This window comes from Shewanella khirikhana (assembly GCF_003957745.1).
Taxonomy (GTDB): Bacteria; Pseudomonadota; Gammaproteobacteria; order Enterobacterales; family Shewanellaceae; genus Shewanella; species Shewanella khirikhana.
In genome coordinates this window covers 848265-874016 of the sequence record NZ_CP020373.1, presented here as the reverse complement: position 1 = coordinate 874016, position 25752 = coordinate 848265, and the positions used below count along the sequence as shown (strand labels likewise).

General features: G+C 56.6%; 19 protein-coding genes. 4 read left to right on the top strand and 15 right to left on the bottom strand.

Going from position 1 to position 25752, the window contains the following annotated elements; translation table 11 throughout:
* Nucleotides 1–7: 7 nt before the first annotated feature.
* The gene (locus tag STH12_RS03720; protein ID WP_126166315.1) at nt 8–886 is read right to left on the bottom strand and encodes an ABC transporter ATP-binding protein; all 879 of its coding nucleotides are present in this window, start codon (nt 884–886) and stop codon (nt 8–10) included.
* A gap of 258 nt (nt 887–1144) precedes the next feature.
* Here STH12_RS03720 and STH12_RS03715 point away from each other — a divergent pair, with 258 nt between their 5' ends.
* Nucleotides 1145–2437 (top strand): transglycosylase SLT domain-containing protein, encoded by a 1293-nt coding sequence (locus STH12_RS03715; RefSeq protein WP_164551136.1) that lies wholly within the window; start codon nt 1145–1147, stop codon nt 2435–2437.
* Nucleotides 2438–2442: 5 nt separating this feature from the next.
* Here STH12_RS03715 and STH12_RS03710 read toward each other — a convergent pair whose 3' ends face one another.
* The 9 genes from STH12_RS03710 to STH12_RS03670 all read right to left on the bottom strand — a co-directional run bounded on the left by STH12_RS03710 (nt 2443) and on the right by STH12_RS03670 (nt 15592).
* Nucleotides 2443–3369 (bottom strand): LysR family transcriptional regulator, encoded by a 927-nt coding sequence (locus tag STH12_RS03710; protein ID WP_126166313.1) that lies wholly within the window; start codon nt 3367–3369, stop codon nt 2443–2445.
* A gap of 29 nt (nt 3370–3398) precedes the next feature.
* Complete coding sequence (locus STH12_RS03705; RefSeq protein ID WP_126166312.1) at nt 3399–3689, bottom strand: TapY2 family type IVa secretion system protein; 291 nt, start codon at nt 3687–3689, stop codon at nt 3399–3401.
* 9 nt (nt 3690–3698) lie between these two features.
* A complete protein-coding gene (locus STH12_RS03700; RefSeq protein WP_126166311.1) occupies nt 3699–7214 on the bottom strand; it encodes a pilus assembly protein in 3516 nt (1171 codons plus the stop codon).
* 374 nt (nt 7215–7588) lie between these two features.
* The gene (gene oleD / locus STH12_RS03695; RefSeq protein ID WP_126166310.1) at nt 7589–8650 is read right to left on the bottom strand and encodes a 2-alkyl-3-oxoalkanoate reductase; all 1062 of its coding nucleotides are present in this window, start codon (nt 8648–8650) and stop codon (nt 7589–7591) included.
* Nucleotides 8647–10338: an olefin beta-lactone synthetase gene (gene oleC, locus STH12_RS03690; RefSeq protein ID WP_126166309.1), complete on the bottom strand. Its 1692-nt coding sequence runs from the start codon at nt 10336–10338 to the stop codon at nt 8647–8649. Before oleC ends, oleD begins: the two co-directional genes overlap by 4 nt.
* Nucleotides 10335–11243: an alpha/beta fold hydrolase gene (locus STH12_RS03685; RefSeq protein ID WP_126169404.1), complete on the bottom strand. Its 909-nt coding sequence runs from the start codon at nt 11241–11243 to the stop codon at nt 10335–10337. The genes oleC and STH12_RS03685 overlap by 4 nt, the downstream gene beginning before the upstream one ends.
* Before the next feature lie 14 nt (nt 11244–11257).
* Nucleotides 11258–12307 (bottom strand): 3-oxoacyl-ACP synthase III, encoded by a 1050-nt coding sequence (locus STH12_RS03680; protein WP_126166308.1) that lies wholly within the window; start codon nt 12305–12307, stop codon nt 11258–11260.
* A gap of 695 nt (nt 12308–13002) precedes the next feature.
* A complete protein-coding gene (locus tag STH12_RS03675) occupies nt 13003–14325 on the bottom strand; it encodes a methyltransferase (RefSeq protein WP_237158737.1) in 1323 nt (440 codons plus the stop codon).
* A gap of 109 nt (nt 14326–14434) precedes the next feature.
* Nucleotides 14435–15592, bottom strand: a complete 1158-nt coding sequence (locus STH12_RS03670) for a chemotaxis protein (protein ID WP_126166307.1) — start codon at nt 15590–15592, stop codon at nt 14435–14437.
* A 156-nt stretch (nt 15593–15748) separates the two neighbouring features.
* Here STH12_RS03670 and STH12_RS03665 point away from each other — a divergent pair, with 156 nt between their 5' ends.
* Nucleotides 15749–15976, top strand: coding sequence for a DUF1289 domain-containing protein (locus STH12_RS03665; RefSeq protein ID WP_126169402.1), 228 nt, complete (start codon nt 15749–15751; stop codon nt 15974–15976).
* A gap of 18 nt (nt 15977–15994) precedes the next feature.
* Here the strand turns inward: STH12_RS03665 and bla are convergent, their stop codons facing one another.
* The 4 genes from bla to STH12_RS03645 form a co-directional block, all read right to left on the bottom strand.
* Nucleotides 15995–16726, bottom strand: a complete 732-nt coding sequence (gene bla / locus STH12_RS03660; RefSeq protein ID WP_126166306.1) for a subclass B1 metallo-beta-lactamase — start codon at nt 16724–16726, stop codon at nt 15995–15997.
* A 78-nt stretch (nt 16727–16804) separates the two neighbouring features.
* On the bottom strand, nt 16805–18322 hold the full coding sequence (locus STH12_RS03655) for a peptide MFS transporter (RefSeq protein WP_126166305.1): 1518 nt from the start codon (nt 18320–18322) through the stop codon (nt 16805–16807).
* Nucleotides 18323–18472: 150 nt separating this feature from the next.
* Nucleotides 18473–18829 carry a YajD family HNH nuclease gene (locus STH12_RS03650; RefSeq protein WP_126166304.1) on the bottom strand — a complete coding sequence of 119 codons (357 nt, stop codon included), beginning with the start codon at nt 18827–18829 and terminating at the stop codon, nt 18473–18475.
* A gap of 88 nt (nt 18830–18917) precedes the next feature.
* A complete protein-coding gene (locus tag STH12_RS03645) occupies nt 18918–20912 on the bottom strand; it encodes a BCCT family transporter (RefSeq protein WP_126166303.1) in 1995 nt (664 codons plus the stop codon).
* A gap of 510 nt (nt 20913–21422) precedes the next feature.
* On the opposite strand from STH12_RS03645, the gene STH12_RS03640 reads away from it, so the two are divergent.
* Nucleotides 21423–22790, top strand: a complete 1368-nt coding sequence (locus STH12_RS03640) for a glutamine synthetase family protein (RefSeq protein ID WP_126166302.1) — start codon at nt 21423–21425, stop codon at nt 22788–22790.
* Nucleotides 22791–22847: 57 nt separating this feature from the next.
* On the opposite strand, the gene STH12_RS03635 is transcribed toward STH12_RS03640, so the two are convergent.
* On the bottom strand, nt 22848–23426 hold the full coding sequence (locus STH12_RS03635; protein ID WP_126166301.1) for a thymidine kinase: 579 nt from the start codon (nt 23424–23426) through the stop codon (nt 22848–22850).
* Between the two features lie 153 nt (nt 23427–23579).
* Here STH12_RS03635 and STH12_RS03630 point away from each other — a divergent pair, with 153 nt between their 5' ends.
* A complete protein-coding gene (locus STH12_RS03630) occupies nt 23580–25736 on the top strand; it encodes a M3 family metallopeptidase (RefSeq protein ID WP_126166300.1) in 2157 nt (718 codons plus the stop codon).
* Nucleotides 25737–25752 lie beyond the last annotated feature (16 nt).

Here is a 25752-nt window from a genome sequence, read left to right as displayed (position 1 = left end):
CCGCTCCTTAGGCCGCCTGACTGCGGTGGCTGTGGAGGGTAGAGAAATACAGATCCTCAAGGCCGGCATCTGTGGCCTCAAAGCCCTCAGGGCAGGTATCCGACAGCACGTTCAGCACGGTGCGACCGGCAAACAGACGCTTGGAGATCACCGGCAGTCTGGCTTCCAGATCCGCCGCTTCCTGCTGAGTCACGGTGCGCTGCCAAATCTTGCCCTGCAGGCCACTGACCAGATCCTGCGGGTTGCCTTCCAGCAAAATACTGCCGGAAGCCAGCACCGCCATATTGGGGCACAGCTCAGCCACGTCTTCCACGATGTGGGTCGAGAGGATAACCACCCGCTCTTCACCCAGGCTCACCAGCAGATTGTGGAAACGGTTGCGCTCTTCCGGGTCCAGACCCGCCGTCGGCTCATCCACAATCAGCAGTTTGGGGTCGCCAAGCAGCGCCTGGGCAATACCAAAGCGCTGACGCATACCGCCAGAATAGCCGCTGACTGACTTGAATCTGTGCTGGTACAGGTTGGTGTGGGCCAGCAGACCGTCGACGATTTCTTTGCGCTCTTTGGCGTTATTAATGCCCTTGAGCACCGCCAGATGATCCAGCAAATCCACCGCCGTCACCCGAGGGTAAACGTTAAAGTCCTGGGGCAGATAACCGAGCATGGTGCGAAGACGCATAGGGTCGGCCATCACATCGATGCCATCGAAGTGGATACTGCCGGAATCGGCCGACTGCAAGGTGGCAATGGTGCGCATCAAACTGGATTTACCGGCGCCGTTGGGGCCAAGCAAACCAAACATCCCCTTGGGGATTTCCAGATTGACGTTGTTCAGGGCTTTAACCCCGTTATCGTAGGTTTTATTAAGGTTTTTTATGCTAAGCATGGGTCCTTTCCGCTTCAATTTACTAAATCCGCGAGTGAAACATATCAAACCCAGCTTTAACGTCACCTTAATAATTGTAATAAAAAATCAATATTTTACAGTACAGCGTTTAGAGTAAAAACTAGCATGGGTGCACTGAAGCAGTGGGCAAAGCCTTTTACCCAACCGGTGAAAAGCTTTTGCGTCTTTGGGTGGATGTGGCGGGCTGCGAAGCGGAGTATGATGAGCGGTTTGCTGGCCATTTACTGCGGAGACGCCATGGTATTGAAGTTAAAACCATCCAAACAAAGGCGTTATGCCGAACGCTTTTGGGGCGCCCCTTCGCTGGCGCTGTTTGCAGCACTGTTTTCTACATTGATACTCTCAGGCTGTCAGCTGTCCACTGTACCTGCCACCAATCCGACCGATGAAACCGTTCTCAGTGAGCCATCTGATGAGCCAAACTCGGCCGCGACTGAAACGAGCAATGACGAAGACACCGGCGCTGCGACTGGCACAGAGACAACAACCAAGGCATCGACAGCTCACCGGGTAAAAACCACCAAGGCCCAGCAGACAGATACCATAGCGGTGGACTACAGCGACCTGTGGCACAAGATTGCCGACGCCCGCAGTATCGACATTCCTCCCCATAAAGAAGTGGACTACTACCGCAGCCAATTTGCCTCCCGCGCCCTGTTTCCGGCCAACGCCACCCGTGCAGCCAGCCCCTGGATGTTCCATGTGGTCAATGAACTCGAAGCGCGCGACATGCCGCTGGAACTGGCGCTGCTGCCCTTGGTGGAAAGTGGCTTTCAGCCCGGCGTAAAAGGCATTGGCGGTGCAGGGCTTTGGCAGCTCTCGGCCCAGACAGCCCGGGGCCTTAAGCTCAGGGTCAATAAAGAATACGACGGACGCCTCGACCCCATTCCCGCCACCCGCACGGCGCTGGATTACCTGCTGTATTTGTACGAGATGTTCGACAACGACTGGTTATCGGCGGTGGCGGCCTACAACATGGGTGAAGGCAAGCTCAAAAGCGCCATTGCCCGCAACCGGCGCCAGGGCAAGCCTGAGGACTTCCTCTCCCTCGGCATGAGCCGCAACCAGGCACCAAGCCTTTACAAGTGGCTGGCAGTAATTGAGATTGCCCGGGACCCCGCCGCCCTTGAAATGAACTTCCCTGTCATCGCCAACACACAGGTACTGGGCCGCGAAGGTGTGCCCAATGGCGTTAGCCTCAGCAGCGTAGCCAAGGCGATTGCCCTGCCCAAAGCAGAGCTGCTCGCCCTGAACCCGGCCTTTAAAACCCAGGTGGTACCATCAAGCGGTAAGTACATGATAAACCTGCCACTGGAGCAAATCGGTGCCTTTGAGCTGGCCAGGGCTCAGTTGAAGCGGGAACCCACTGCCGTCGGCAAGGGTGGCAGCTATGTAGTCAAGTCCGGCGATACCTTAAGTGGCATCGCCAAGCGTCAGGGGGTGAAACTATCAAGCCTGATGCAGGTTAACGGCCTGAATAACAAAAGCATTATTCGCCCGGGACAGAAACTGGCGATTCCCGGGGCCTGAACGGCTTAACGCTGCGCCATGGCGCCGTTGCCGGCCTGCAGCCCCATGTTCAGTGGTCTGCTCAGGGCCATAAATGCCTCGGTGGCCCAGAATGCATCACGGGCACTGGCCTTGAGTAGACGAACGTCCAGCGCGGGGGCACTCTCGCGCAAAGGTACCGCCACCAGGCGCTGCATATCGACGCTCCAGGGCCGGAAGGCAAAGTCCGGCAGCAAGGCGATACCACTGCCCGCCGCCACCAGGCTACGGGCGGTTTCTATGTTGGTCACCCGGATCTCAGTCACAGAGGCAGGCATGCCTGCCCACAGCTTGTGCTGTGCCCGCTCGAGTTCTTCATCCTCTACCCTGATAAGGGTTTGGTGTGCCAGTTCATCCAGTGAAACCTCACTGCGACTCGCCAGTGGATGAGATGGCGCCAACCACAAGCTCCAACCGGAGTTAAGCAGTGGCTCGGCGTCTTGAGGCATTTGCGCACCGGCGCTCTGAAGGCTCAGCAGCAAATCCAACTCACCCTCAGATAAAGCCTGCTGAAGCAAAGGCCCGCGGCCCTCACGCAACCGGATACTGACGCCGGGCTGCTCTCTGGCAAAACGGCTGAGCAATGACGGCAACAGGTAGGTTGCCAGCAGCGGCGTCACGCCAATCACCAGCTCACCGCGGCGGGGTTCATCACGGCGCAGGGTACGGCCGGCATCTTCAACAGCCTCGATTATCCTGTGGCAAGACACCAGAAACTTGTGTCCTTCTGCGGTCAGGCTTACCCCCTTGGGCGAACGAACCACCAACTGGTGTGCAAGTTCGGTTTCCAAGTCTGAAAGGGAGTTGGTCAGCGCCGACTGGGACAGCCCCAAACAACGGGCGGCCTTGCTCAGGGAGCGTTGCTCGGCAATGGTCACGAAATAGCGCACCTGCCGAAGACTGAAATTAACCATAGTCTTCCTGTAAACGATTTAATGGGATGTCACTCTTTGCCCCAGAAAGCCACTTCAGCGGCATTGGTTCCGGGGTTTTGGAAATGGGCACTTTTTGGGATGCACTCACCCACCCTGCGAATGTAAAGACGGCGACTGTTGGCTCTGGGTGGAACAAACCAGCTTCCGGGTAATCTGATGGGAAGGGCACGGATCTGTGCTACTGGCAGAGAATAACGTGCCACAAAGATCCCATGTTGGGTGTCGAGCTCACACTTATATTCATCGGCTGCCACCGCCGCCGTTATCAGCGTCAAGCAGCCGAGTAAAAGCTTACGCATAGCGCCTCCTTATTGGCTGTAGTAGTAGATTTTGTGGGTTTCGAGCCCGCCGCCAATACAGCGGGGACCGCCGTCTTTACAGGGGTCGCAATTAGGGTCGTTCGCCGGACAAGGGGCTTTTCTCATGTCGTAGTCGGCATTACCGACACCGATGAAATACATGCGCTCACCATCCGGGATCACCAGTTGGGGGGTATCTGCCAGATGGGAGCTCATCTCCAGCCGCTGACGGGTGAAGAAACTGAAGCCCCGGTGCAAATCCATGCCATAGAGAAAGCTGCGCCCCTTTGCCTGGCACAGGTTCTCGTCTCCCGCCTCGGGCGCAAACGTGGTGAAGAACACCCTGCCCCGGACTATGGTGGCGCTGGAGAGACTCTTTTCACCGGGCAAGCCCAAGCCATAAACCCAGCCACGTGTCTGGGCAAAGGCTATTTCGTCTTGTTCCGATATTGGCCGATAACTGACGTCAAACAGGTCCTCGCGGGTGAGGGGTTCTGGCGGCTCATCTCCGCCCAGCATTTTGTTAAACGACTGACTGGCGGTAATGCGATCCTGCAACAGGAAGAAGGCATCCTCGCGGCTGGTATCCATGGGTAAGGGCCGGATCCCCGAGCCTATGGCAACTGCATCGTAAGGCAGTTGGCGGCGGCTAACCCGGGTTTCGGTGCCTGTTGTCGTGTCCAGCTCCAGGGTAAAACTGAGGTCTGTTGCGGTCTGGGCAACAACGGGTGCAGAAAAGAAGCGTCTGTCACTGACGGCCGAATCGCCCCCCAGGCTGGCAAACTTGAATGCAGACCATGCAGCGCCAATCTTATCCGGCTTAGGGCCGGGCAAGTCCAAACGCCAGACATTCCCCCCTGTGTCGGTGGCATAAACTCTGTCGGTCAGACCATCGCCATTGGCATCCAACACCGCCACTTCGTTGGGAATACTGTCTTTCAGCCCCCGCATCAGCGTCTGGTTCTCACGGACAACTTCGGCACTGAAGCTGTGGATCAGGCTGCCATCGGCCGCATCGAGGATATACACCCCCAGCCCCTTGCTGTCACTGCTGCCGACTTGAGCTGAGTCTTTGGCTCCGGGCTGATAGCCACCGCCCACTATCAGCACCGGTCCCTTATGGCCCGGGATACGAGTCACGACCGGCCTGGCCCAGGTCTGCCCCAGCCCTTCCAGCCCCTCGCTGTCCGGGCCAGCCTGCCACAACATGGTGGGATTGCCAGGGTCTGAAATATCCAGCGCAAAATATTGCTTTCCGCCACGGCGCATCCCGAAAAAGACCCAGGTCTTTTGCCCGTCAACCCCGTTAAAGCGATGCACGACCGGGGTCGAGTCCAGACCGTAAATATTGTGACCGCCGCTGACAGCCGTTCTCAGAGGATACTGATTTGACAGCAAACTCCAGGGCATAAAGGCCCACAGCTCAAACACAGAACCACCAGAGTCTTTGAACATGTGCAGAAAACCCTGATTGGTGGCGGCCAGCAGGTAAACGGCTTTGTCACTCCCGCTACCGTATTCCAGCGCGACCGGCCTGGCATGGAGCATGTCGCCGAAACTATCGCTGCGGCTGTCTGTGCGGTCGCCATCCCTGTCGGCATCATCGACATCGATGCCACGGATCCAGGACACATGGTTTTCGACCAGCACCTCAGGCAATCCAAGCTGCAACGCCAGCTCGTTAATGCCACCGGCAATATTGGTAAGGCTATCCAGAGTCAAAGGCTCCAGCTTGGCTCCGTCCTGGGTGTAAAGCACCCTGTCTTTGTTCTTCATCGCAGCGACTGCAGCGGCAACACCGCCACGACCGAAATTCTGACCATCGCCCCCGTTGCAGGAGCTAGCCCACACAGAGCAGGCCTCGGCTGCCACCCCACCATCCGCCCCGGTGACAGAGACCCCATTTTTATCCAGCACCCTGCCATCGCCACTGAGGCGATACTTCTTGATATCACCGCTCCAACGGGGGCGCTGGGCTGAACGGAACATGGGTAAATATACGTGCTCACCGGTTTCAAGTCGGGTTTCACTGTTAACCACCGCCGGAGACGAAAAGCTGGATTCCCGCTCGACTATCTGGTTCAGCGCCGCCTTCAACGCCTGCTGCAGCTTATCCTGAAAATTGTTTTGGGAACTAAGATCGGTGGCATCGAAGAAACTGCCGCCACCTGCCGTGGCTACCGACTCCAACAGGGTTTTGGCGCCCAACGCCCCCTCGGAGTAGCCAATGGTGTGGGTAGACACCATCTGCTCGCCATCAACACCGGGGTTTACATCATGGGTGTTCATCCACCCTGCCAGCGCAATTAATGCCTCGCTGGCATTTTGCATCTTGCCCCAGTCATTATCATCACTGTGGCTGTATCTCACGCCGGTCAGAGCGCGGATGGCATCGTTGGCGTCAAAGTCTTCGGTGGGCTCGCCGTCGGTGATGTAGATGATGTAACCACGGCGATCACAGCGCTTAAAAGGCGACTGATATACGCCTTGAACTTCGGCGGCAGGATCGCCGGACATGCCTTTGTAAGCGGCACCGTAATCCCAGTAGTAGTCCCTGTCCTGATGGCCATAAAGCACAGGTTCACCAGCAAAATAACGGTAAGCCTCGTATAAGGTTTCACAGGTCGGTGTTTGGAAGGCGTAGCCCATGCGCTCAACCTGCCCAAGGAAGGTCATCCGCCGCGCGCTGTCAAACCTGTTAATGGCGGAGAAAATTTTCCCTCCGTGGCCGTAGGGGCCACCGGGTGCCTCACGCTCGCCCAGATTGACGTTGAATATCGCCAGCCCCAAATCGATATCCACCATGGAAAGCGCCACCTGCCGCAGCGCCTCCTTGGCGAGATCCATTCTGGTGCCATAAACCGGAATGGGGTTGTCTATTTTCCAGTTAACGTAGTGCTCGCTGTAAAGGGTGACTGCCACGCCACGGCGAAGTCCAGACGCTCTGGCACTGGCCTTGGCGGCATCACGATGGGCCTGGGAACTGTTGGCATTGACGCGGATATGGGCTTCAGAACCACTTGCTACCGGTAAGCCCTCTGCGCGTCCTGCGCCATTTTGATAGTTGCTGCTTTCGATGTCGGCAAGACAGTCCACCAATACACTCCCACCACTGGCTGGCGTATCGGACCACTGACGCAGTTGCGGGTCAAAACTGCCGATAAAGCCGGTGTAGATCCCGTACTTTTGCAGCTGCTCCCATGAATCGGCGCAGGCGTTGTTGGCGTGCAAAATATAGCTGGCCGCCTGCAGGTTATTGACATCCAACTGCTCATCCCCGCGGATAAAGTAGAGCTTGCTGCCTGCCGCAGGAGGCAGCGGCTCGCCACTGCGGCTGGTTGGAGGTACATAGACCGGGGGCATCTGAACCGTCGCCCCCATACTGCTTGAGGTATCCAGAATTATCAGTACCTGTGGTCTGCTGTTACCTGTGCTGACCTTGAACAGTGACGTATCGTCTGCAGCACTCAAGCTGGCGATACACAGGAGCGCCAGGGCGCGGACAATATTTCTGGAAACAGACATGACAACTTCTCGAATGACTGGTCTGAGGCAAGAACACAACAGGATTTCGCCATTAAGTTGGCCGTAAGGCGGCAACCATGCTGCGCAAGTGTCGGCGACTTTACCTTGTTAGTTCATTGTCACTCAAGCATTTTGCATACAATATATATTATTAAATGGTAAAAATTGCTTTACAGACAGGAAGACAATCTGGGCGTCACATAAAACTTTATGCTGCTGTTTTATAAATGATTTTAACCATGGCGATGTCTGAGCGACTTAAATTGCATGGATGGGAATAACAAAAGCTGATGAGGATGAAGCGGCAACTGCGGCCAAAAAGATAAGCCCCGGCATTGACCGGGGCTCACAAAAAGACGGGATCGTCTAACAAGTCAGAGCGCTGATTTGACCCAGGGAGCCAATCGCTTCATCCCTTCATCGAGGGAAATCAGCGGCTGGTAGCCAAGTAAGGTTTTGGCGGCATCAATGCGGTAGTAATGGCTGCAGGAAAGCTGACGCGCCACAAAGCGGGTGATAACCGGCTCTTCCTGTTTGCCAAGCAGGCCATAGACACCTTCAAGCAGCGCGCCCACGGCGTAGGCGAGCCCCACGGGAACACGGCGCAGACGCTGGTGCTGATTGTCACAGGCGAGAATGCGCCCCAGCATGTCGGCCATGGTCACCGGTTCATCGTTACTCAAAAAGAAGGCTTTGCCGCCACAGGGGCTATCGTCCTTCAGCAGCGAGATGGCTGCCAACACATGGGCGTGGGCGGCATTGTCCACATAAATGGTATCCACCAGCTTGTCTTCACGGCCCACAAGCTTAAGGCGCCCTGCCCGGCCGCGGGTAATGACGCGTGGCACCAGATGAGGGTCTTCCGGCCCCCAAATCAAATGCGGCCGCAGCGCCACTGTGCGTAAATCCTGGCAGTGTGCCGACAGCATCATGGCCTCGGCCTCTGCCTTGGAGGCGCCGTAATGATTCAGGAAATGCTCAGCATAAGGCGCCGACTCATCGATACCTGACTCGTCTTCTCCGGCAAAGGTCACGCTGGGGGTGCTGGTGTAGATAATGCCCTTTGCGCCTTGCTGCCTTGCGGCCTCAATCACGTTGGCGGCACCTGCGACATTGGGGCCATAGTAGCTTTCGCGGCTGCCCCAAACGCCTGCCTTGGACGCCACATGGAACACCAGCTCGCAGCCCTGCATGGCCGCCTCCAGCGAGGCGATATCGGTTATATCGCCCCTGTGCATGGTCACGCCCAGCTGCTCAAGGGCCGGGTAATCCGAGCGGGCAATCCCCACCACGTCGATACCCGCCGAGAGCAACTGGCGGCAAAGCGCCTTACCCAAAAAGCCACCGGCGCCGGTCACCAGCACTTTGGACACCTGGCTGGCCAGCGTTCTGGCGGCACTGATTTGTTCAGGATGCAGTGGAAAAGCCTGGGTCATTTAAGGCCACCGGAGAGTTGTTTTTCAGCCCATACCGCCAGTTTTTCACGGAAAATCTTGGCGTTATGGCGCACATCCATGGGGAAAGATTCATGGATAAGGAAGAAGTCGATACCGCGGGTGATGTCATTGGCCTCGGCCATTTCCCTGAGCTCGCGATACAGGGTACTGGCGTTGTTGCAGGCAAGGGTCTTATCAAGCTCGATGCACACCAGAGGTAACTTGTCGCCGAGGCGATGCACTCCCACCAGCGCCGAGCGCGCCACCAGCGGATGGTTATTGAAAATTCGCTCACAGGGGATGGAGAAATAGCGTTTGCTGAAGGCGCCGCCCTCGGTGGCATCTACCCTGTGGGCCTTGCGGCCACACATCCACAGCCGCCCTTCATCATCGAGATACCCGAGATCGCCCATGCGGTGACGTTTAACGCCTCCATCAGAAATTTTGGCCTGAAGCGTAGCTTCATCTCTGTGGTAATAGGCCTGGCTCACCATGGGGCCTTTGGCAACAATCTCACCGATTTCATAGGCTTGCAAAAGCGGTGCCTGTGACCAATCGGCGATGGGAGCTTCATCAATGGCAATAATGTCGATGGAGACGCCGCTCACCGGCTTACCCACCAGGATGCCACCACCTTTGGCAGTCACCTCACCACTGGCCAGCAGCTCATCGCTGGCGACAAAACACAGCGGCAACCCCTCGGTTGCACCGTAGGAATTGAGCACAGGTGCGCCTTCTGGCAATAAACGGCTGAAGCGGCTGATGGCATCGATAGAGGCTGGCGCCCCGGCAGAAATCACCCGTTTGACGCCGGTCAACTGCCTTTGATTGTCCACACCGAAATGGCCAAGCTTATCCAGCAGCGCCGGATTCAGGAACAGGTTGGTACAGCCATAATCGGCAATGGCTTTAAACAAATATTCTGGATTTGCCTTGATAGGACGGCTCGCATCCATACAGGGCACAATGGAGGCCATACCGAGCGCGGGACCAAACAGAGCAAACAGCGGAAAAGTCGACAGGTCACGCTCGCCAGGGCTGATGCCATAGTCCTGCTTAAGCGCGGTTATCTGCGCTTCAAACATCCGGTGGCTGTATTCCACACCCTTGGGCACGCCGGTGCTGCCGCTGGTAAAGAGGATGGCGCACAGCGCATCTTCGCCCAGCATCTGCATCGGGAATGACGCTTTGCCATTGCCCTGCTGCTCCAGCTGGCCCAGAGTCGGGCCGCCCCAAATTTTCAGGCCACGGCCCACGGTTATCAGGGTCTTTAGCGTGCGCTTTCCCCAGCCAAACAGCATCCGCGCCACATGGGCCTTGGGAATACCGATAAAGGCATCGGGCGCAGCTTCATCGAAGCACTGACCGAGGTTTTTAATGCCCATTCCCGGGTCGACCATCACAGGGATGATCCCTGCCTTGAACAGAGCAAAGGTGAGCGCAAAGAAATCCAGCCCCGGCGTCACCATCAGCACGGCTTTGTCACCGGCCTTGAGTCCGGCGCTCAGCAGGCCATGGGCAATGGCATCGCTGCGACGATTCAGCTCACCGAGACTGAGCTCATCGTAGCAAAGCTCGCCTATGCCTCTGGGTGGCTTTCCAAATCTGTGCCTTTGCACCGCAACGGCCAGCCCTTCTGGGCGCTCGGTCGCGGCTGTGAGCAAGTGACGGCACAGATTGGCACTCATGATGCCAGCGCCTCGCGGGCGGATGAACGGTCAATAAACTGCTGAATATGGCCAATAACTTCATCGGCCGCATCTTCGAGGATGTAATGGCCGCAGTCGGCAAAGGCGTATACCTCTGCCTTGGGCAGTTTTTGCTGCCATACCTCAAGGAAGTGTTTATCAAACACAAAATCCTCAAGGCCCCAGCAAATCAGGGTCGGCACTTCGGTGAAACCGTCGAGACTGGCTTCAATCCGGCTGACCTCAGCGTAGGCTTTATCGCTTGGCTGCAGCGGAATATCCTGCACAAAACGCAGGGTGGAAATCCGATTCGCCCAGCTGTTGAAAGGCGATACGTAGGCTTTTCTCAGCGGCGCCGACATGGGGTTTCGCTTGCAGCCAATCACAGACGCCAGACCGGCAAAGGCGTTAAAGCCCCGCACCAGCACAGTGCCCAGCCAGGTATTGCGGCAAATTTTAAGCCGCAGTGGCAACGGCTTGCTGGTTGGCAGATGAAATGCGGCGGTATTTAATATCACCAATCTTTCAATGGCCTGCGGATATTTGGATGCCCAGCCCATGCCAATCATCCCGCCCCAGTCGTGTACCACCAGGGTCACTTTCTCATTCACCCCAAGGTGAGCCAGCAGCGCCTCCAAATCGGCAATACGGCTGGTGAGGGTGTAATCGTATTGGCTGTCATCGGGCTTATCCGACAATCCGCAGCCCACGTTATCCATGGCAATGCAGCGGTACTCGCCCTTGAGCGCGCTTATCAGCTTGCGGTAGTACAAGGTCCAACTGGGGTTGCCATGAACCATTACCACAGTGCCCTTTGGCGCGGCAGGCGCTTCATCCACATAGTGAATATTCTGGCCCTTGTGGCGGAAATACTGCCGCTTGAACGGCAGCAGGGTGTCCAGCATTAATTCGTTACTCATTACCAGCGCAGCCCCAACATCATGCAGTTAAGGCCTGAGCCTATGCCAAGAAAACTCACCTGATCCCCGGGGCGCAAAAAGCCCTGATCGTGGGCCATGGCCGCCGATACCGGCAGCGAAACCGTGCCCATATTGCCAAGTTCGGCAAAGGTAGGAAATTCTTTCTCTTCAGGTATTTGCAGCGCAGCAAGCACCTGTTTGCGGTTGGCGGCGCCCACCTGATGACAGATAACTTTATCGACCTGGCTTGCCAGCCATTCGCGCTGCCCGAGGAAGTGCTGCCAGGTTTGCTTGGCTAGCTCCACCCCTTCTTTGAGCAGGGTTACGGCGTCGGTGCGCATAAACTCGCGGTAGATGCGATGTCCGGCTTCCTGCAAGCCCCACTGACACAGCTGATGATGCTCCGGTGCGGTCAATTGACTTGCGCCCAGCAGCTGATGATTGCGCTCGGTGGCCAGCTTGAAACTGCCATCGGTGAGCAGCACTGCCACAGCGCCTGAACCGCCGGTGAGCGTGGCCAGCGACTGGGCAAAATTCTGCATGGTTGGCTCGGCCAGCATACGGTCGATGGTCACATCGACGATATCACGGGCCGATTCACAGGACACCACCAAGCCGGCGCGGATTTGGCCAAGCTCGATGCGGTTGGCAATGTCGAGAATGCCCGACAGCACCCCAAGACAGGCATTGGAAATATCGTAGATAGCACTGTCGCGCCCCACCCCCAGCGCTGCTGCAATACGGCAGGCGGTGGCCGGTTCGTGCTGATCGCGGCACACCCCGGTATAGACCACGGCGCCCAAATCGCTGGCACTGAGGCCGGTCTCAGTGAGGGCCTTTTGGGCTGCGCTGATAGCGCCGTCAGACAACCTGTGACCCAGCGGCCACCAGCGGCGCTCGCGAATACCGGTCAGGGCAGCCAGCTGTCCCATAGGAATACGAAACTTTTGATACAGGGGAGCGAGACGCTGCTCAAGTTCAGAGCTCGACACGACAACAGGGGCCAGTTCGTAGGCCATGCTGTTGATAAATACTCGGGAATATTTCATTCAGTTCTAATTATCTGGGATGCAAAGCACTCGCGGCCGCTTGCCAAAACGGCCTGACAATAGAGGAAGGTGCGAATAAGCCCCGTGCTTACTCTGCGTGGACTAACCACCAATGCAAGCCCACGAATGAACCGCTTATGCGAAGACTCATTCGCACCTTCCCAAAGGTGCCATTATCCAGAGAAATGCAGGTCAAGCCAACCAAAATACTCAACTAATAGCCCCGGACAGGCGCTCATCCGACCCCTTAGCTGTAAAAGGGCCGGGCATGAAAGCGGCTATTCAAACAGTGCTGCCTGAACTGGGCCTGAGAATTTGCCCGATTGGCAGGAATTTCAAATCAAGTGTGCAGAAAACCCGCGTCACCTTTGATAGACCCAAGCACAGGCCATTGACCAGCAAAGAGCGTTAGGGAAGGTGCGAACAAGTCTTCGCACAGCTCTGGCTTTGATAGCAGCGACAGTTCAAGGCATTCAACTGAGGGCATGCCGAGGCCTGCTGCAGTTGAATAACGCTGAAATGGTGTTGCTATCAAAGCCCCGTAGGGCGTGGCTTACAGCGGTATCTGCTGCGTTACCTGCTTTTGAAATCAAAAAAGAAGTGCGAAGGACCAGAGCCATTCGCTGCGAACTGTGTCTTGCATTTATCCACTATAAGCTCACGCAGAGCAAGCACGGGGCTTATTCGCATCTTCCTTAGCGACGCGCTTCAATCAGCGCATTGCGGGGAGTCACTTGCGGCGCACAAAACGCACTGAGACTGACGCGGTAACCGGCCTCCAGCAAAAAGGCCGCCCGATCCAGCAACAAAAACTGCTCAATCAAAGGCCGGAACAAATGCGCGGCCAAATCCAGCCTGCGGGTGAGCTGCTGGCGTTTAAGCCCCAGGGCAAGCCAGGGCTCGGCGTTAAACTCAGCAGGCAGTGTCAGACCGCGGTAATCGGCGGCCCAGTTGCAAAAGTCGGCAAAGCTGCCGGACAGCTGGCTTTGGCGAATCGATGGCAGCGGCAGGTACTCGTCTTGATTGCGAAGGGTGCGCTGCAGGCTGTCAAACCCCAGGCGCCAGCTTACTTCCTTGAGACGGTCAGCGTTGGCCTTCTCCCCCGCCACCAGTGAGTGATTCAAAGGCAATTGCAGGGCCTGGCGCGACAAGCAAAGGCCGGTTTTCCGGCCAGCTGCACTGATGCAGCTATAATCGCCGCTGGCGAAAAGATGATAACAGCAAGGGGAAATACTGATGGCCTCAGTACCAGCGGCCACCGCCTTTCGCATCAGCGTCAGATGCAGCTCGCCGCAGGCATGGAGCGCCAGTGCATGCTGCTCTGCCTCGAGCACATCGGCGCTGTCGCTGAAGGCATCGGCGCACACAAAGCGCTGCTTCACGCCGCGCTTGTCGGCCTCAATACTGCCGGCATCACACAAAGGCTGCTGCCACTCAAGGCTTAATACCGGCATTTGGGTCACAGCGCCCATCAGGCGGCCAAGATGGCCCTTACCGGCGCACCACTCAAACACAGGCAAGGCGGGGCTGCTCGCGGCCGCAATGGCCACAAAACGGGATATTTGCTCCCATTTGCGCCCTTTTATGCCAGCGGCAAACCGGCTTAACGTCTGCGCTGGCAGCAAGGTTTCCGGATGATAACGGGCATTGTCACCCAGGCTGTCCAGCGGATTGGCAGGCAGTGTCCAGTCAAACAGTGACTTAGACCAGACCAGCTCGCCACGCCGAGCCAAGTCGGCTTCCAGCGCTGGCCAAAGCAGCGCACACAAGGTGCGCTGATCTCTATCCAGTGGCTCTATGTGGTCATCGTCGATGGCCCAAAGCACGTGGGCAAGCGCGGGGAAATCGCTCTCCCAGGGCAGGTCTACACACTCGAAAGTACGCAGGTCCCATAGGCTTCGGCCCTGCTCAAGGGTGCTCGCCAGCGACTCAAGTCTGTGTAAAACATCCGCCAGTTCAAGCGCTGGGCTGGTATCTGAGGTCGACTGAGATGTTTGCTGCGAAGACGATGGCGACACGAAAGACCCCTGACAAAAGACTAAAAAAATGGCCTCCACAGAGTGAAGGCCGCTTCATTATACGTGGCTTTAGGCACTGTTCCCACACACAAGGGACAGCCTGGCTTTTTTAGACCGTTTGCGCCTTTTTAAGTGCCATCCGCTTACCCAGCCACACTCCCAGCCCCAGGGGGGCGAAAAACACCACCAGCAAAAACAGTACTATGTACAAAATGAGGCTTTTGAGGGTTTGCGTCAGCTGCTCAAACACCACTTCCACCGCTTTTTGGGTAATGACTTCCAAATCTTTAGCGGCATTGGCGCGCTCGCGGGCCACCATCGCCTCCAGCGCTTCCCGCTCGCGGGCGACCATGGCTTCCAGGGCAACCCGCTCCTCGGAGAGTCTGGCAAGTTTCTCATCTGTGCCAGCGCCCAGCTTTTCCAGCAGTGGCTCCAGCTCCTTGCGCATATCCACGGCAAGCTGCGCCATCATCTCGGGGCTTTGGGCCATCAACGCCTGAAAACGGGCGGCAGTGTCGGCCATTTCACGCAGGGTGCGCTCAATTTCTTTTGGGTCGACACTGGAGTGCATGGCAAAAAGTTCTGCCTTCCAGCCTAAAATTTTCGGCGTTTGACTGCTGATGGCTGCGAGGCGATCGGAAATGTCACTGGCAACTTCAGGCGCTGAGCCAAAGGTGGTCACCGCATCGCTTTCATCTATGCCGCGAAAGGCCAGCCAGTCTGCAAAGGCGCTTTTGCGACCAAAGCCGATATCGGTGAAGGGATTGGTGGCAACATACTGGCTGACAAAGGCACTGTCTTTGCTGAAATCGCCGCTTTTGGCGAAACGTTTTACCCGCTCGGTAAATTCAGCTTCCAGCGCTCGGGCGGCCTCCAGTGCCAAACCCTGACGCTCACCAAACAGTGTCTGCCCGGCGCCGGTCTCAAAGAAGGCACGCATTTGGGCGGTATAGACCCAGGTGTCTATCATGGACGCCACCGGCGATGCCTGATACAGGGTGGTCTGCAGCCCCTGCTCGGCATAAATCTTCCACATCAGCGCGTTGGCCTTGATGCGGTCATCATCCTGCTCCAGCATGATGGCATCGGCGCCACTTTCCACCTGCTGATAAAAGCTGCCGGCAAAATCACGGGTAAACACCCGCATATTCAGTTGCTCCTTGGGCAGCGGCACCACGCCGCTTTCCAGTTTGACTTCCAGCAGCGAACAGCCGCCAAGCAGCACCAATAAGGTCGTGGCCAACAAGGCTGTGAGTCTGTGTTTCATGCAGTGTCGCTCCTTTTACTCTGTTGAGCGCAATTGTACCAGCGGCAAACCAGCGTGACCTATCGGCCAAAGTGATAGAGATCATAAGTTGGGGAAATGCCCACTGAGATGCTAGACTCTGCGTCCAGTTTTTAACCCGTTAGGAGAATGTCTGTGATCCAATCCCCCTGCGTCGCCCGCTGCGGCCTGAACGATGAGGATTACTGCATGGGTTGTCTGCGCCATATCGATGAAATTGTCGGATGGTCCCAGGCGAGTGATGAGCGCAAGCTGGAGATCCTGGCCAGTCTGCCTGCCCGCAAAAAAGCCCTCGAGGGTGAAAATAATCAGCCACTGAGCAGAGCCAAGTGGCTGGAATCAGAAGCCCGGCTGGGACTCGATTAGTCAAACCGACAACCCGGTTTATTGCGCCTTCAGCGCCGCCTCGGCCAGCGCCCGGGTGTGCTCAAGCAGATGCTTATCCCCCAGCGCGCCGTGGCCTGGCACCACAGTGTTCACCTCAGAGAACTTCGCTATCACCCGCGACATGGACTCAGGCCAGGCCTGCAGCGAGCCGTCGCCATAAAATCCCATCGACTGAGTTGACGCTTCCCGCACCAGACAGCCGCCAAACAGCAGTTTTTGGTCAGGAAGGTACACCACCAGATTATCGTTCGCATGACCCGCGCCCGGATAAAACACCTCAATCTTATTGCCGAAGAACTGTATCTCGTCGCCACTGAATGTCTGGGTCGCCAGGGTCTTTTGATGTTGCTTCAACATCGCCTGGGTCGCCTCTGAGCTCAGGGTAGGAATACCCGCTTTCTCATACACGCCAAAACTGCCGGCTCTGTCTTCGTGCCAATGGGTGGCGAGCACGCCTTTAATGGTTAAGCCCTGCGCGTTAGCCCACACCAGCATCGCCTCGGCGTCGGCATCGCTCCAGGGCGTATCCACCACAAAGGCGTCTTTGCCATTCACCAAAATAAGGCCATTGGCCGACACCTTGCCCCAGCCTTCCACGGTTTTCTCACTCTGGTGCAGATAGAGGTTTTCAGACAACGAGGTGATTTCAAGTGCTGCAGCCTCAAAAGACAACAAGGCCATGGGCGAAAAAAATAAGGCGGCAGCGACGACACTTGAGCGAAAAGACATAGATGGCTCCTACAAAAATAAAAGCGCCAGCATGATGCCGGCGCTCGTTAATGACACTAAATCAGCAGCTTGAACAGGTCAACTATCCTGCGCTGCGGTATTGTGACTGTGGTGGGTTTCGGTCAGACGACGCATCAGCGGCAACACTGCCAGCGCAATCAGGGTGCAACCCAGTGCAGCAAAACCCAGCTTATTAAACAGGTTGGTGTAAATAGGCAAGGTCTCCAGCGGATCGGTAATGCCCTGAGGCACACTGGCGAAGTTGGCCACCACACCGCCGAGATACTGGGAAATGCCCGAGGCCACAAAGTAAGCGCCCATCATAAAGCCGCCCATGCGCTCGGGCACATAGCGGGCAATCATCGCGAGCCCCAAACCGCTCACCAAAAGCTCGCCCAGTGAGTAGGAGCCATAGCCCCAAATCATCACCCAGCTTGAGGTTTTGCCATTCACGGCAAACTCACCGGCAATACCGTAAATAAAGAAGCCCGCCGCCACCACCGCAAAGCCGAGGGCAAATTTGGCAGCGATTGAGATGTCTTTGTTATTTTTTCCGCCCCAGGCATACACCCAGGCAAGGATTGGGCTCAGCACCATGATCCAGATAGGATTAAGGGCCTGGAACTGGGCGGGTGACCAGGTCCACAAATGGGTGCCAGCCACCACAAAGTCCCAATCCACGTTGCGCAGAGCAAAGAGCGCCAGCGAGGTCGACATCTGCTGATAGAAGATAAAGAAAAACACCGTTTGCAGGGTAAGCACCAGCGCCGCAATCAGCCCTGCGCGCTCACTCTCTTCACTGGTACGGATAAGGTGAACAAATATCCCCAGCACCACCACACCGGCGCCATACACGAACACCCGCGCCACGTCTTCAAATTCGAGGATAATGGCCGATGCCACCACCGCCAGCAGCGAGCAGCCGAGCACCGCCATCAGCTTGCGCTTGTCCACCGGCAGCTGATCCGGCTCTGAGCCGTATTCATCGAGGGTGTGGCGCATCACCATATAGTTGGCGATACCGACAATCAGGCCCACAAAACACACGGCAAAGGCCGCGTGCCAACCGAAGCCATCGCCATAGTTGGCGTTAACATAATCCTTAATCCAGGGCGTGAGCAGCATCGAGAAGGTGGAACCCACATTCACAGCCATGTAGTAGATGGTAAAGGCGCTGTCGATTTTGGAGTCATCGCCTTCATAAATCTTGCGCACCAGGTTACCGGCATTGGGTTTGAACAGGCCGTTACCGACGACGATAACCCCGAGGGCCGAAAACAAAAACCAGGTGTTGTCGGTGGGCACCGCCATCAGGGCATAGCCCAGGGTCAGCACCCCGGCGCCCAATAGCATGGTGCGCTTGGTGCCCAGCACCTTGTCACCGACCCACCCCCCAATGGCGGGCGAGACATAAATCAGCGCGGCACAGGCACTCCAGACCAGATTGGCCCGGCTGTCCTCAAACCCGAGGCGCTGCACCATAAAGTACACAATCAGTGCCTGCATACCGTAGAAGCCAAAGCGCTCCCACAGCTCAATCAGCGACACAGTCATAAAAGAACGGGTCTTGGAGACCGGCAGATTCCCTGTTGTCATTGCAATGTTCCCATCTTGATTATTGTTATGATCCAGCCCGAGTATAGGGGGATGGCGAACACAAACCAATCAGATTTTGCAGACAATTTATACAGATGCCATACAATAAAAAAGGCGCCGTCAAGCGCCTTTTCCAACCAGCCAGGCTGGCTATTTTTTGTTACCCATCAGGGCTTTGAGATCGGCAAACGGATTGTAGGTCGCCGACTCCTGTTTGGCCTCCTGGGTGCTGCCGTAACGAATAAGCTCTTCAAAGCGTGAGTGCTCATTGTCGTGGCAGTACAGGCATAAGAGTTCCCAGTTGGAACCATCCGACGGGTTATTGTCGTGGTTGTGGTCCCTGTGATGCACCGTCAGTTCAGACAGATTCTTATGGGTAAATTCCCTGGCACAGCGGCCACACACCCAGGGGTAGAGCTTAAGCGCCCGCTCCCGGTAACCACCTTCACGTTTTTCACGGTACTCGCGCTCTGCGGCCAATACCTTATCGAGTTTACTCTGGGTCATATCAGGTCCAAAACGGCCGCTTCACGGCCAATCACGCACACACTTGAGATAATGGCCGCAGCATAACGCGCAGCGGCACGGGGCGCAATCAGCTGTCTTCGCTCACCGATTCACTGACCGACAAGTGCAGGTAGTGCAGGTATTTTTCATACTGGGTCACGGCGTCGGCCTGCAATTGCTCAACTGTGTAACCAAGCACATCATAGTGCTGGCCACCGTGCTCAAGGAACACTTCCACCCGGTGGAACACCTCTTCACCATCGTCGCCAGCCTCGCCTTCTTCGGCGCCGGGCATGGCTACCTTGCTGTATTGCCTGAGCCTTAAGCCATAGACGAAGTCCGGATGCTCATCGCTGGCAATCACCAGCCGCACTCTGTCTTCAAGTTCCATTACCCTGGCATTGACGCCCTCAGCCACCAGGGCTTCGGCCACTTGCCCCAGCGCCTCTTTGGCCGGTCCGCGCAAAAAGGCATTGGCATCATGGGCCGAGGGCTGCGCCACCAGTACCTTCAAGCGTTCGCGCCAGTCCACGTTGGCTTTGGCGTATTGCACACTGGTGTGGTGCAGCTGCACGCTGGAGAGCTTAAGCCAATCATCCTGCAGTGCTTTAAAAAGCCCAAGACAAATCAGTAGCATCACCAACAAAAACGGCATGGCACTGGCAATGGCGGCCGTTTGCAGCGCCTGCAAACCACCGGCAAGCAGCAGCACAGAAGCAACCACGCCCTGCATCAGCGCCCAAAAAATCCGCTGCCACACAGGCGCCGACATATCGCCGCCGGAAGTGAGATTATCAATCACCAAACTGCCGGAATCGGACGAAGTGACAAAGAAGGTCACCACCAGACACAGAGCCACCGCCGACAGCAGGGAGGTCAGCGGTAATTGCTGGAAGAACACAAACAGCGCCACCGATACATCACTTGAAACGGCCTCGGCCAGCACAGTGTTGCCCTGATGCAGGATCTGGTCGATGGCCGAGTTGCCAAACACCGTCATCCACAAAAAAGTAAAGCCGCTCGGCATGAACAGTACCCCCAGCAGAAACTCGCGAATGGTGCGGCCACGGGATACCCGGGCAATAAAGGTGCCCACAAAAGGCGACCAGGAAATCCACCAGCCCCAGTACAGCAAGGTCCAGCCGCCCAGCCAGTCGTTTTTCTGCTGATAGGCATAAAGGTTAAATGTTTTACCAACAATATCAGAGAAGTAAGCGCCGGTGTTTTGCACAAAGGCCTGCAGCAGCGCCACCGTCGGCCCCACCAGCAGCACTACCAACATCAGCACCACCGCCAACAGCAGATTGAGTTCGCTGAGCCGCTTAACCCCTTTATCGAGTCCGGAAAACACCGAGACAGTGGCAATCAGGGTGATGACCACAATCAGCCCCACCTGCAAGCGGGTGTCGATGGGCACACTATCACCGAAGAGGAAGTTAAGCCCGGCATTTACCTGCAGCACCCCAAACCCCAGCGACGTGGCCACCCCGAACATGGTGCCAAGCACCGCAAAGGCGTCCACCGCATGGCCGATGGGGCCGTAAATACGCTCTCCAATCAAGGGGTAAAGCGCACTTCGAGGCAGCAGCGGCAACTTGTGCCTATAGGCAAAGTAGGCAAGGCTCAGGGCCACCACCGCATAGATGGCCCAGGCATGAATTCCCCAGTGGAAGAAGGTGATTTTCATCGCTTCTTTGGCCGCCTCAATGGACTCAGGCGTGGCGTCCGGCGGTGCTATCAGGTGCATCACGGGCTCCGCCACCCCAAAGAACATCAGGCCTATGCCCATACCTGCCGAAAACAGCATGGCAATCCAGCTCTTGTAGCTGTAGTCGGGCTCGGCATGATCGGGGCCAAGTTTGATATCCCCGAAGCGACTTACCATCACAAAAACGATAAAAACCAGGAAGATGGCCACGCCCATTACGTAGAGCCAACCCGCTTTGAGTTCCAGCCAGTGTTGCACGGCACCAAACCATTGCTGTGCCTGCTCTGGCCAGATGGCGCCGAGCGCCACCAACAGGGTGATAAGAAAGAGAGAGCCGAAGAAAACCGGCGGATTAATACTGCGTTTGAATGTCATATTCAGTCCCTTGGCTAAGGAAGGTGCGAACAAGTCCTCGCACGGCTCTGGCATATCAGTGGCGACAGCTTAGGGCAGCCAACTTCAGCAGGCAAAGCCCCGCATCTATCCCTTGGCATGGGCACCACCGACATGGGCAACACCAGCACAGGACGTATTCGCGCCTTCTCCATGGCAGAGCTCTGCCTAAGATGCCGCTGATAGAAACAGCTGCAAATGATGGCCAGACCCTGCACAGATGGCTACAGAGGCGATACAGCATAACACAAACACACCTTAATTTGCGGGAAACACCCGATTTTCAAAGCAATTCCGCCTTGTTGATGAGAGCTCAGACGCCCCAAGCCCGGCAGGTCGACAGGGTGCAATTATCGCCATCGCTGCCCATTGACTTTCGATACAGAGGCAAGAAATACTGTCAAATAAATAAAACAATACGTTCAATATCAATCCAAGTTTGTGGGAGTTCTGTGGTATCCCCGGCTGGGTTCCAGTCAATCCGAGGCCGCTATGCCCTTTGCCAAACCACAGGAAGCGATAGACTTTCTGGATAAACATCCCCAGGTTCAGCACGTTGAAGTCTTTATCATTGACCCCAACGGCATCCCTCGCGGCAAACTGCTGCACCGGGAGGAAGTCTTATCCATGTATCAACATGGCCGCCCCTTGCCAAGCACCATTCTGGGGCTGACCGTCCAGGGGGATGATGTGGAAGATACCGGGCTGGTGTGGGAAGTGGGCGATGCCGACTGTGCTGCTTTTCCCCTCGAAGGCAGTCTGTTGTTGCAGCCCTGGCGCACCCAACCCACAGCGCAAATTCAGCTTGCCATGCACCCTCAAGCCGGTATGCCTGCGGCAGTGGCCGATCCGCGCCTGGTACTCTCCCGGGTGACTGAGGCGCTGAATGCCGATGGTCTTTACCCGGTTATGGCAGCCGAGATGGAGTTTTTCCTGCTGGATCAAAGATTCGATACCAACGGCCGCCCGCAGCCAGCGATGCAACGCGATGGTCATCGCCCCAGCCAAACCCAGGTGTATGGCGTTTTGGAGCTGGAGCAGTTACAGCCCTTTCTCGATGACCTGTACCACGCCTGTGAGGTGCAGGGCATTCCCGCCCGCACCGCCATTTCTGAATATGCGCCGGGTCAGGTGGAAATTACCCTCGAGCACAGATTTGATGTGTTAAAGGCCATGGACGAAGCGGTGCGCTACAAGCGACTGGTGAAGGGCGTGGCCGCAAAACATGGATTACAGGCCTGCTTTATGGCCAAACCCTTTGGCGAACTTGCCGGCAACGGCATGCATATGCACGTCAGCATGGCCGATGCCGATGGCAATAACCTGTTCGCCAGCGAATCGCCCGAGGGTACGCCGCTGTTAACTCAGTCCATCGCCGGTATGATGGCGACCCTGGAAGATGCCCAGCTGCTGTTTTGCCCCAATGCCAACTCTTTTCGCCGCTTTCAAAGTGCAAGCTACGCCCCCATCGCCAAGACCTGGGGCGTGAACAATCGCACCGTGTCCTTCCGGGTTCCCGGCGGCCCGGCGGCAAGTCGCCATGTGGAACATCGCATCTGCGGCGCAGACGCCAATCCTTACCTGGCGGCAGCGGCAATTTTGGCGGCATGCCATCATGGTATTCGCCATCAGTTGTCACCGGGTCAGGCCATTGTCGGAAATGGTTATCAGGGCGAGCACCAGACCCTGCCCACCGACTGGTTGTCGGCGCTCTGCAATTTTGAGCGCTCCGGGTGGATGAAGTCCGTCCTGGGTGAGGATTTCCACCGGATATACGCCAAAATAAAACGCGCTGAGTATCAGCAGTTTATGGCAGAAGTTGGCCAGCAGGACTGGCAGTGGTACTTAACCCACGCCTGATAATGGCTACCTAAAAAGCAAAAAGCGCCCTCGGGCGCTTTTTTGTTGGGGGCTGTGTCAGTCCCACACCAGTTCGCTGAAGTGTTTGCGGCACATGGACTCGTAACTCTCGTTGCCACCAATGGCCACCTGGGCGCCGTCACGCACCGGATTACCTGCGCCATCCCGGCGCACCACCATATTGGCCTTACGGCCACAAAAACAAATGGTTTTCAGCTCCACCAGCTTATCGGCCCAGGCCAGCAGATACTGGCTGCCGATAAAAAGCTCACCACGAAAATCGCTGCGAAGGCCATAACAGAGCACAGGGATATCGAGCTTATCCACCACATCGGTAAGCTGACGCACCTGGGTTTTAGATAAAAACTGGCTCTCGTCCACCAACACGCAGTGCAGTTGCTGCTGACTGTGGTGAGTGGCAATCAAATCCATCAGGTTATCTTCACTGCCAAACACGGTGGCGTCGGCCTTAATGCCGATACGCGAGGCCACCTTGCCCACGCCATATCTATCGTCGATGGCGGCGGTCAGCACCAGGGTATTCATGCCCCGTTCGCGGTAGTTGTAAGAAGACTGAAGCAGCGAGGTGGATTTGCCGGCATTCATTGCCGAGTAATAAAAATAGAGCTGAGCCAACGCGAAGATCCCCTGATAAAAATGCCGGGCTATCTTAGCGCAGCCCCAGCCCCAGTGCCAGTTCCGACAACAATTCAGACTTATTTAAGGCCGCCTCGTTAGCCTAGCCAGTCATCAAAAAACCACAATCACAACAACAAGCAGGAAGAAACCATGCATAAAAGCCTTATCGCCCTTGCCGTAGGCGGCGCGCTCTTGTTGGGCGGCTGCGCCCTTGGTCCATCCGAGAGCGGCGTAAACAATGGCGATGTAGCCACTGCTGTAGCAGGTATCAGTGCCGACAACCCCTTCTTCGCGCCAAGCGCATTGCAATATCAGGCGCCCGATTTTGCCGCCATCAAGGACAGCCATTTCGAACCAGCACTGCTCCAGGGCATTGCCGAGCACAAGGCAGAGATCCTGGCCATTGCCAACAATCCTGAGCCCGCCAGCTTTGAAAACACCCTGGTAGCCATGGAAAAAAGTGGCGCCCTGCTGACCCGCACTTCCAAGGTGTTCTATAACCTGGCGGGCACCGACTCCAACCCTACCCTGCGTGCACTGCAGGCCAAGATGGCGCCCTTAATGTCGGCTCACTCTGACGACATCAACCTGAACCCGACTCTGTTTGCCCGCATCGAAAGCCTGTACAACCAGCGCAATGATCTTGGGCTGACCAAAGAAGAAGTGCGCCTGATTGAGGTTTACCATCAGCGCTTTGTGATGGCCGGCGCCAAGCTTACCGAAGCGCAGAAGACCCAAATCCGTGCCCTGAACGAAGAGCACTCCAAGCTGACCGACGAATTCCAGCAGCGCCTGCGTCGCCTGACCAAGGAAATCGCCGTGGTTGTTGACAGCGAAGCCGAGCTGGCCGGTCTGTCTGACAGCGCTATTCGTATGGCTGCCGCCGATGCCAAGGCCGCAGGCCATGACGGCAAATTCCTGCTGTCTATCACCAACACCACCCGTCAGCCAGTGCTGGCACAGCTTGAAAACCGCGAGCTGCGTAAGCGGGTATTCGAAGCCTCTGCCAACCGTGGCCTTGGAGGCGAGAACGAAACAGCCTCTCTGGTTGCCCGTCTGGCACAGCTTCGCGCCGAGCGCGCTGCCCTGCTGGGCTTTGACAACTGGGCCAGCTACCGTCTGGCGCCGCAAATGGCCGGCAGCCCTGAAGCCGTATATGAGCTCTTTGGTACCATGGTGCCAAAAGTCGTGGCCAACACCCGCAAAGAAGCCGCCGACATTCAGGCGATGATTGATAAAACCGGTGGCAATTTCGAGCTCAAGCCATGGGACTGGGCCTTCTACGCCGAAAAGGTGCGTCAGGAAAAGTACTCTCTGGATGAAGAGAGCCTCAAGCCTTACTTCGAATTCAACCGTGTGCTGGAAGATGGCGTGTTCTACACCATCAAGGAACTGTATGGCCTGACCATGACGCCGCGCCCCGATCTGCCGGTGTACCACCCGGACGTGAAGGCCTATGAAATGTTTGATGAAGACGGCACCAGCCTGGCCATCTTCTACGCCGACTACTTTGCCCGCGACGGCAAACGTGGCGGCGCCTGGAAGAGCTCCTTCGTGGACCAATCCGGCCTGCTGGGTAACAAGCCAGTGGTGGTGAACGTGATGAACATCAAGAAGGCACCAGACGGCGAGCCGACCTTTGTCAGCTACGATGAAGTGACCACCATGTTCCACGAAATGGGTCACGGCACCCACGGCATGTTGTCCAAGGTGAAATACCCAACGCTGGCGGGCACCAAGGTTTCCCGCGACTTCGTTGAGTTCCCCTCCACCTTCGAAGAAGACTGGGCTGCCCATCCCAAGGTACTGGCCAACTACGCCCGTCACTACCAGAGCGGTGAGCCACTGCCCAAGCCATTGCTGGACAAACTACTCAAGTCCCGCAGCTTCAACCAGGGCTTCGACACCCTGGAGTACATGGCCGCGGCCCTGGTGGATTTGGAATGGCACTCACTGAAAGCCGGTGACAGCCTCAAAGATGTTGCCAGCTTTGAAGCCGCAGCGCTCAAGAAGCACGGTGTGGACATTGAAGCCGTGCCGCCACGTTACCGCTCAACCTACTTCGCCCACGCCTTCCCGGGCGGCTACAGCGCCAGTTACTACGCCTACATGTGGTCTGAAATTCTGGCTGCCGACGCCTATGCCTACGTGCAAACCCAGGGCGGCCTGAACCGTGAAATTGGTATGAAGTACCGCAAGGCCATCCGTGAAGTGGGCAACAGCGTGCCGCCGATGGAAGCCTACATCAACTTCCGTGGTCAGGAACCGACCACCGACGGTCTGCTGGAGCGCCGTGGCCTGAAGTAAGCCGTGGCCTCAAATA

Bases quoted from the DNA above. Each gene is read 5' to 3' on its own strand.
- STH12_RS03670 (WP_126166307.1), bottom strand. From the start codon at position 15,592: ATGAAACACAGACTCACAGCCTTGTTGGCCACGACCTTATTGGTGCTG.
- STH12_RS03705 (WP_126166312.1), bottom strand. From the start codon at position 3,689: ATGCGTAAGCTTTTACTCGGCTGCTTGACGCTGATAACGGCGGCGGTG.
- STH12_RS03680 (WP_126166308.1), bottom strand. From the start codon at position 12,307: ATGAAATATTCCCGAGTATTTATCAACAGCATGGCCTACGAACTGGCC.
- STH12_RS03655 (WP_126166305.1), bottom strand. From the start codon at position 18,322: ATGACAACAGGGAATCTGCCGGTCTCCAAGACCCGTTCTTTTATGACT.
- STH12_RS03715 (WP_164551136.1), top strand. From the start codon at position 1,145: ATGGTATTGAAGTTAAAACCATCCAAACAAAGGCGTTATGCCGAACGC.
- oleC (WP_126166309.1), bottom strand. From the start codon at position 10,338: ATGAGTGCCAATCTGTGCCGTCACTTGCTCACAGCCGCGACCGAGCGC.
- STH12_RS03630 (WP_126166300.1), top strand. From the start codon at position 23,580: ATGCATAAAAGCCTTATCGCCCTTGCCGTAGGCGGCGCGCTCTTGTTG.
- STH12_RS03685 (WP_126169404.1), bottom strand. From the start codon at position 11,243: ATGCTGGACACCCTGCTGCCGTTCAAGCGGCAGTATTTCCGCCACAAG.
- STH12_RS03640 (WP_126166302.1), top strand. From the start codon at position 21,423: ATGCCCTTTGCCAAACCACAGGAAGCGATAGACTTTCTGGATAAACAT.
- bla (WP_126166306.1), bottom strand. From the start codon at position 16,726: ATGTCTTTTCGCTCAAGTGTCGTCGCTGCCGCCTTATTTTTTTCGCCC.
- STH12_RS03700 (WP_126166311.1), bottom strand. From the start codon at position 7,214: ATGTCTGTTTCCAGAAATATTGTCCGCGCCCTGGCGCTCCTGTGTATC.
- STH12_RS03710 (WP_126166313.1), bottom strand. From the start codon at position 3,369: ATGGTTAATTTCAGTCTTCGGCAGGTGCGCTATTTCGTGACCATTGCC.
- STH12_RS03720 (WP_126166315.1), bottom strand. From the start codon at position 886: ATGCTTAGCATAAAAAACCTTAATAAAACCTACGATAACGGGGTTAAA.
- STH12_RS03645 (WP_126166303.1), bottom strand. From the start codon at position 20,912: ATGACATTCAAACGCAGTATTAATCCGCCGGTTTTCTTCGGCTCTCTC.
- STH12_RS03650 (WP_126166304.1), bottom strand. From the start codon at position 18,829: ATGACCCAGAGTAAACTCGATAAGGTATTGGCCGCAGAGCGCGAGTAC.
- oleD (WP_126166310.1), bottom strand. From the start codon at position 8,650: ATGACCCAGGCTTTTCCACTGCATCCTGAACAAATCAGTGCCGCCAGA.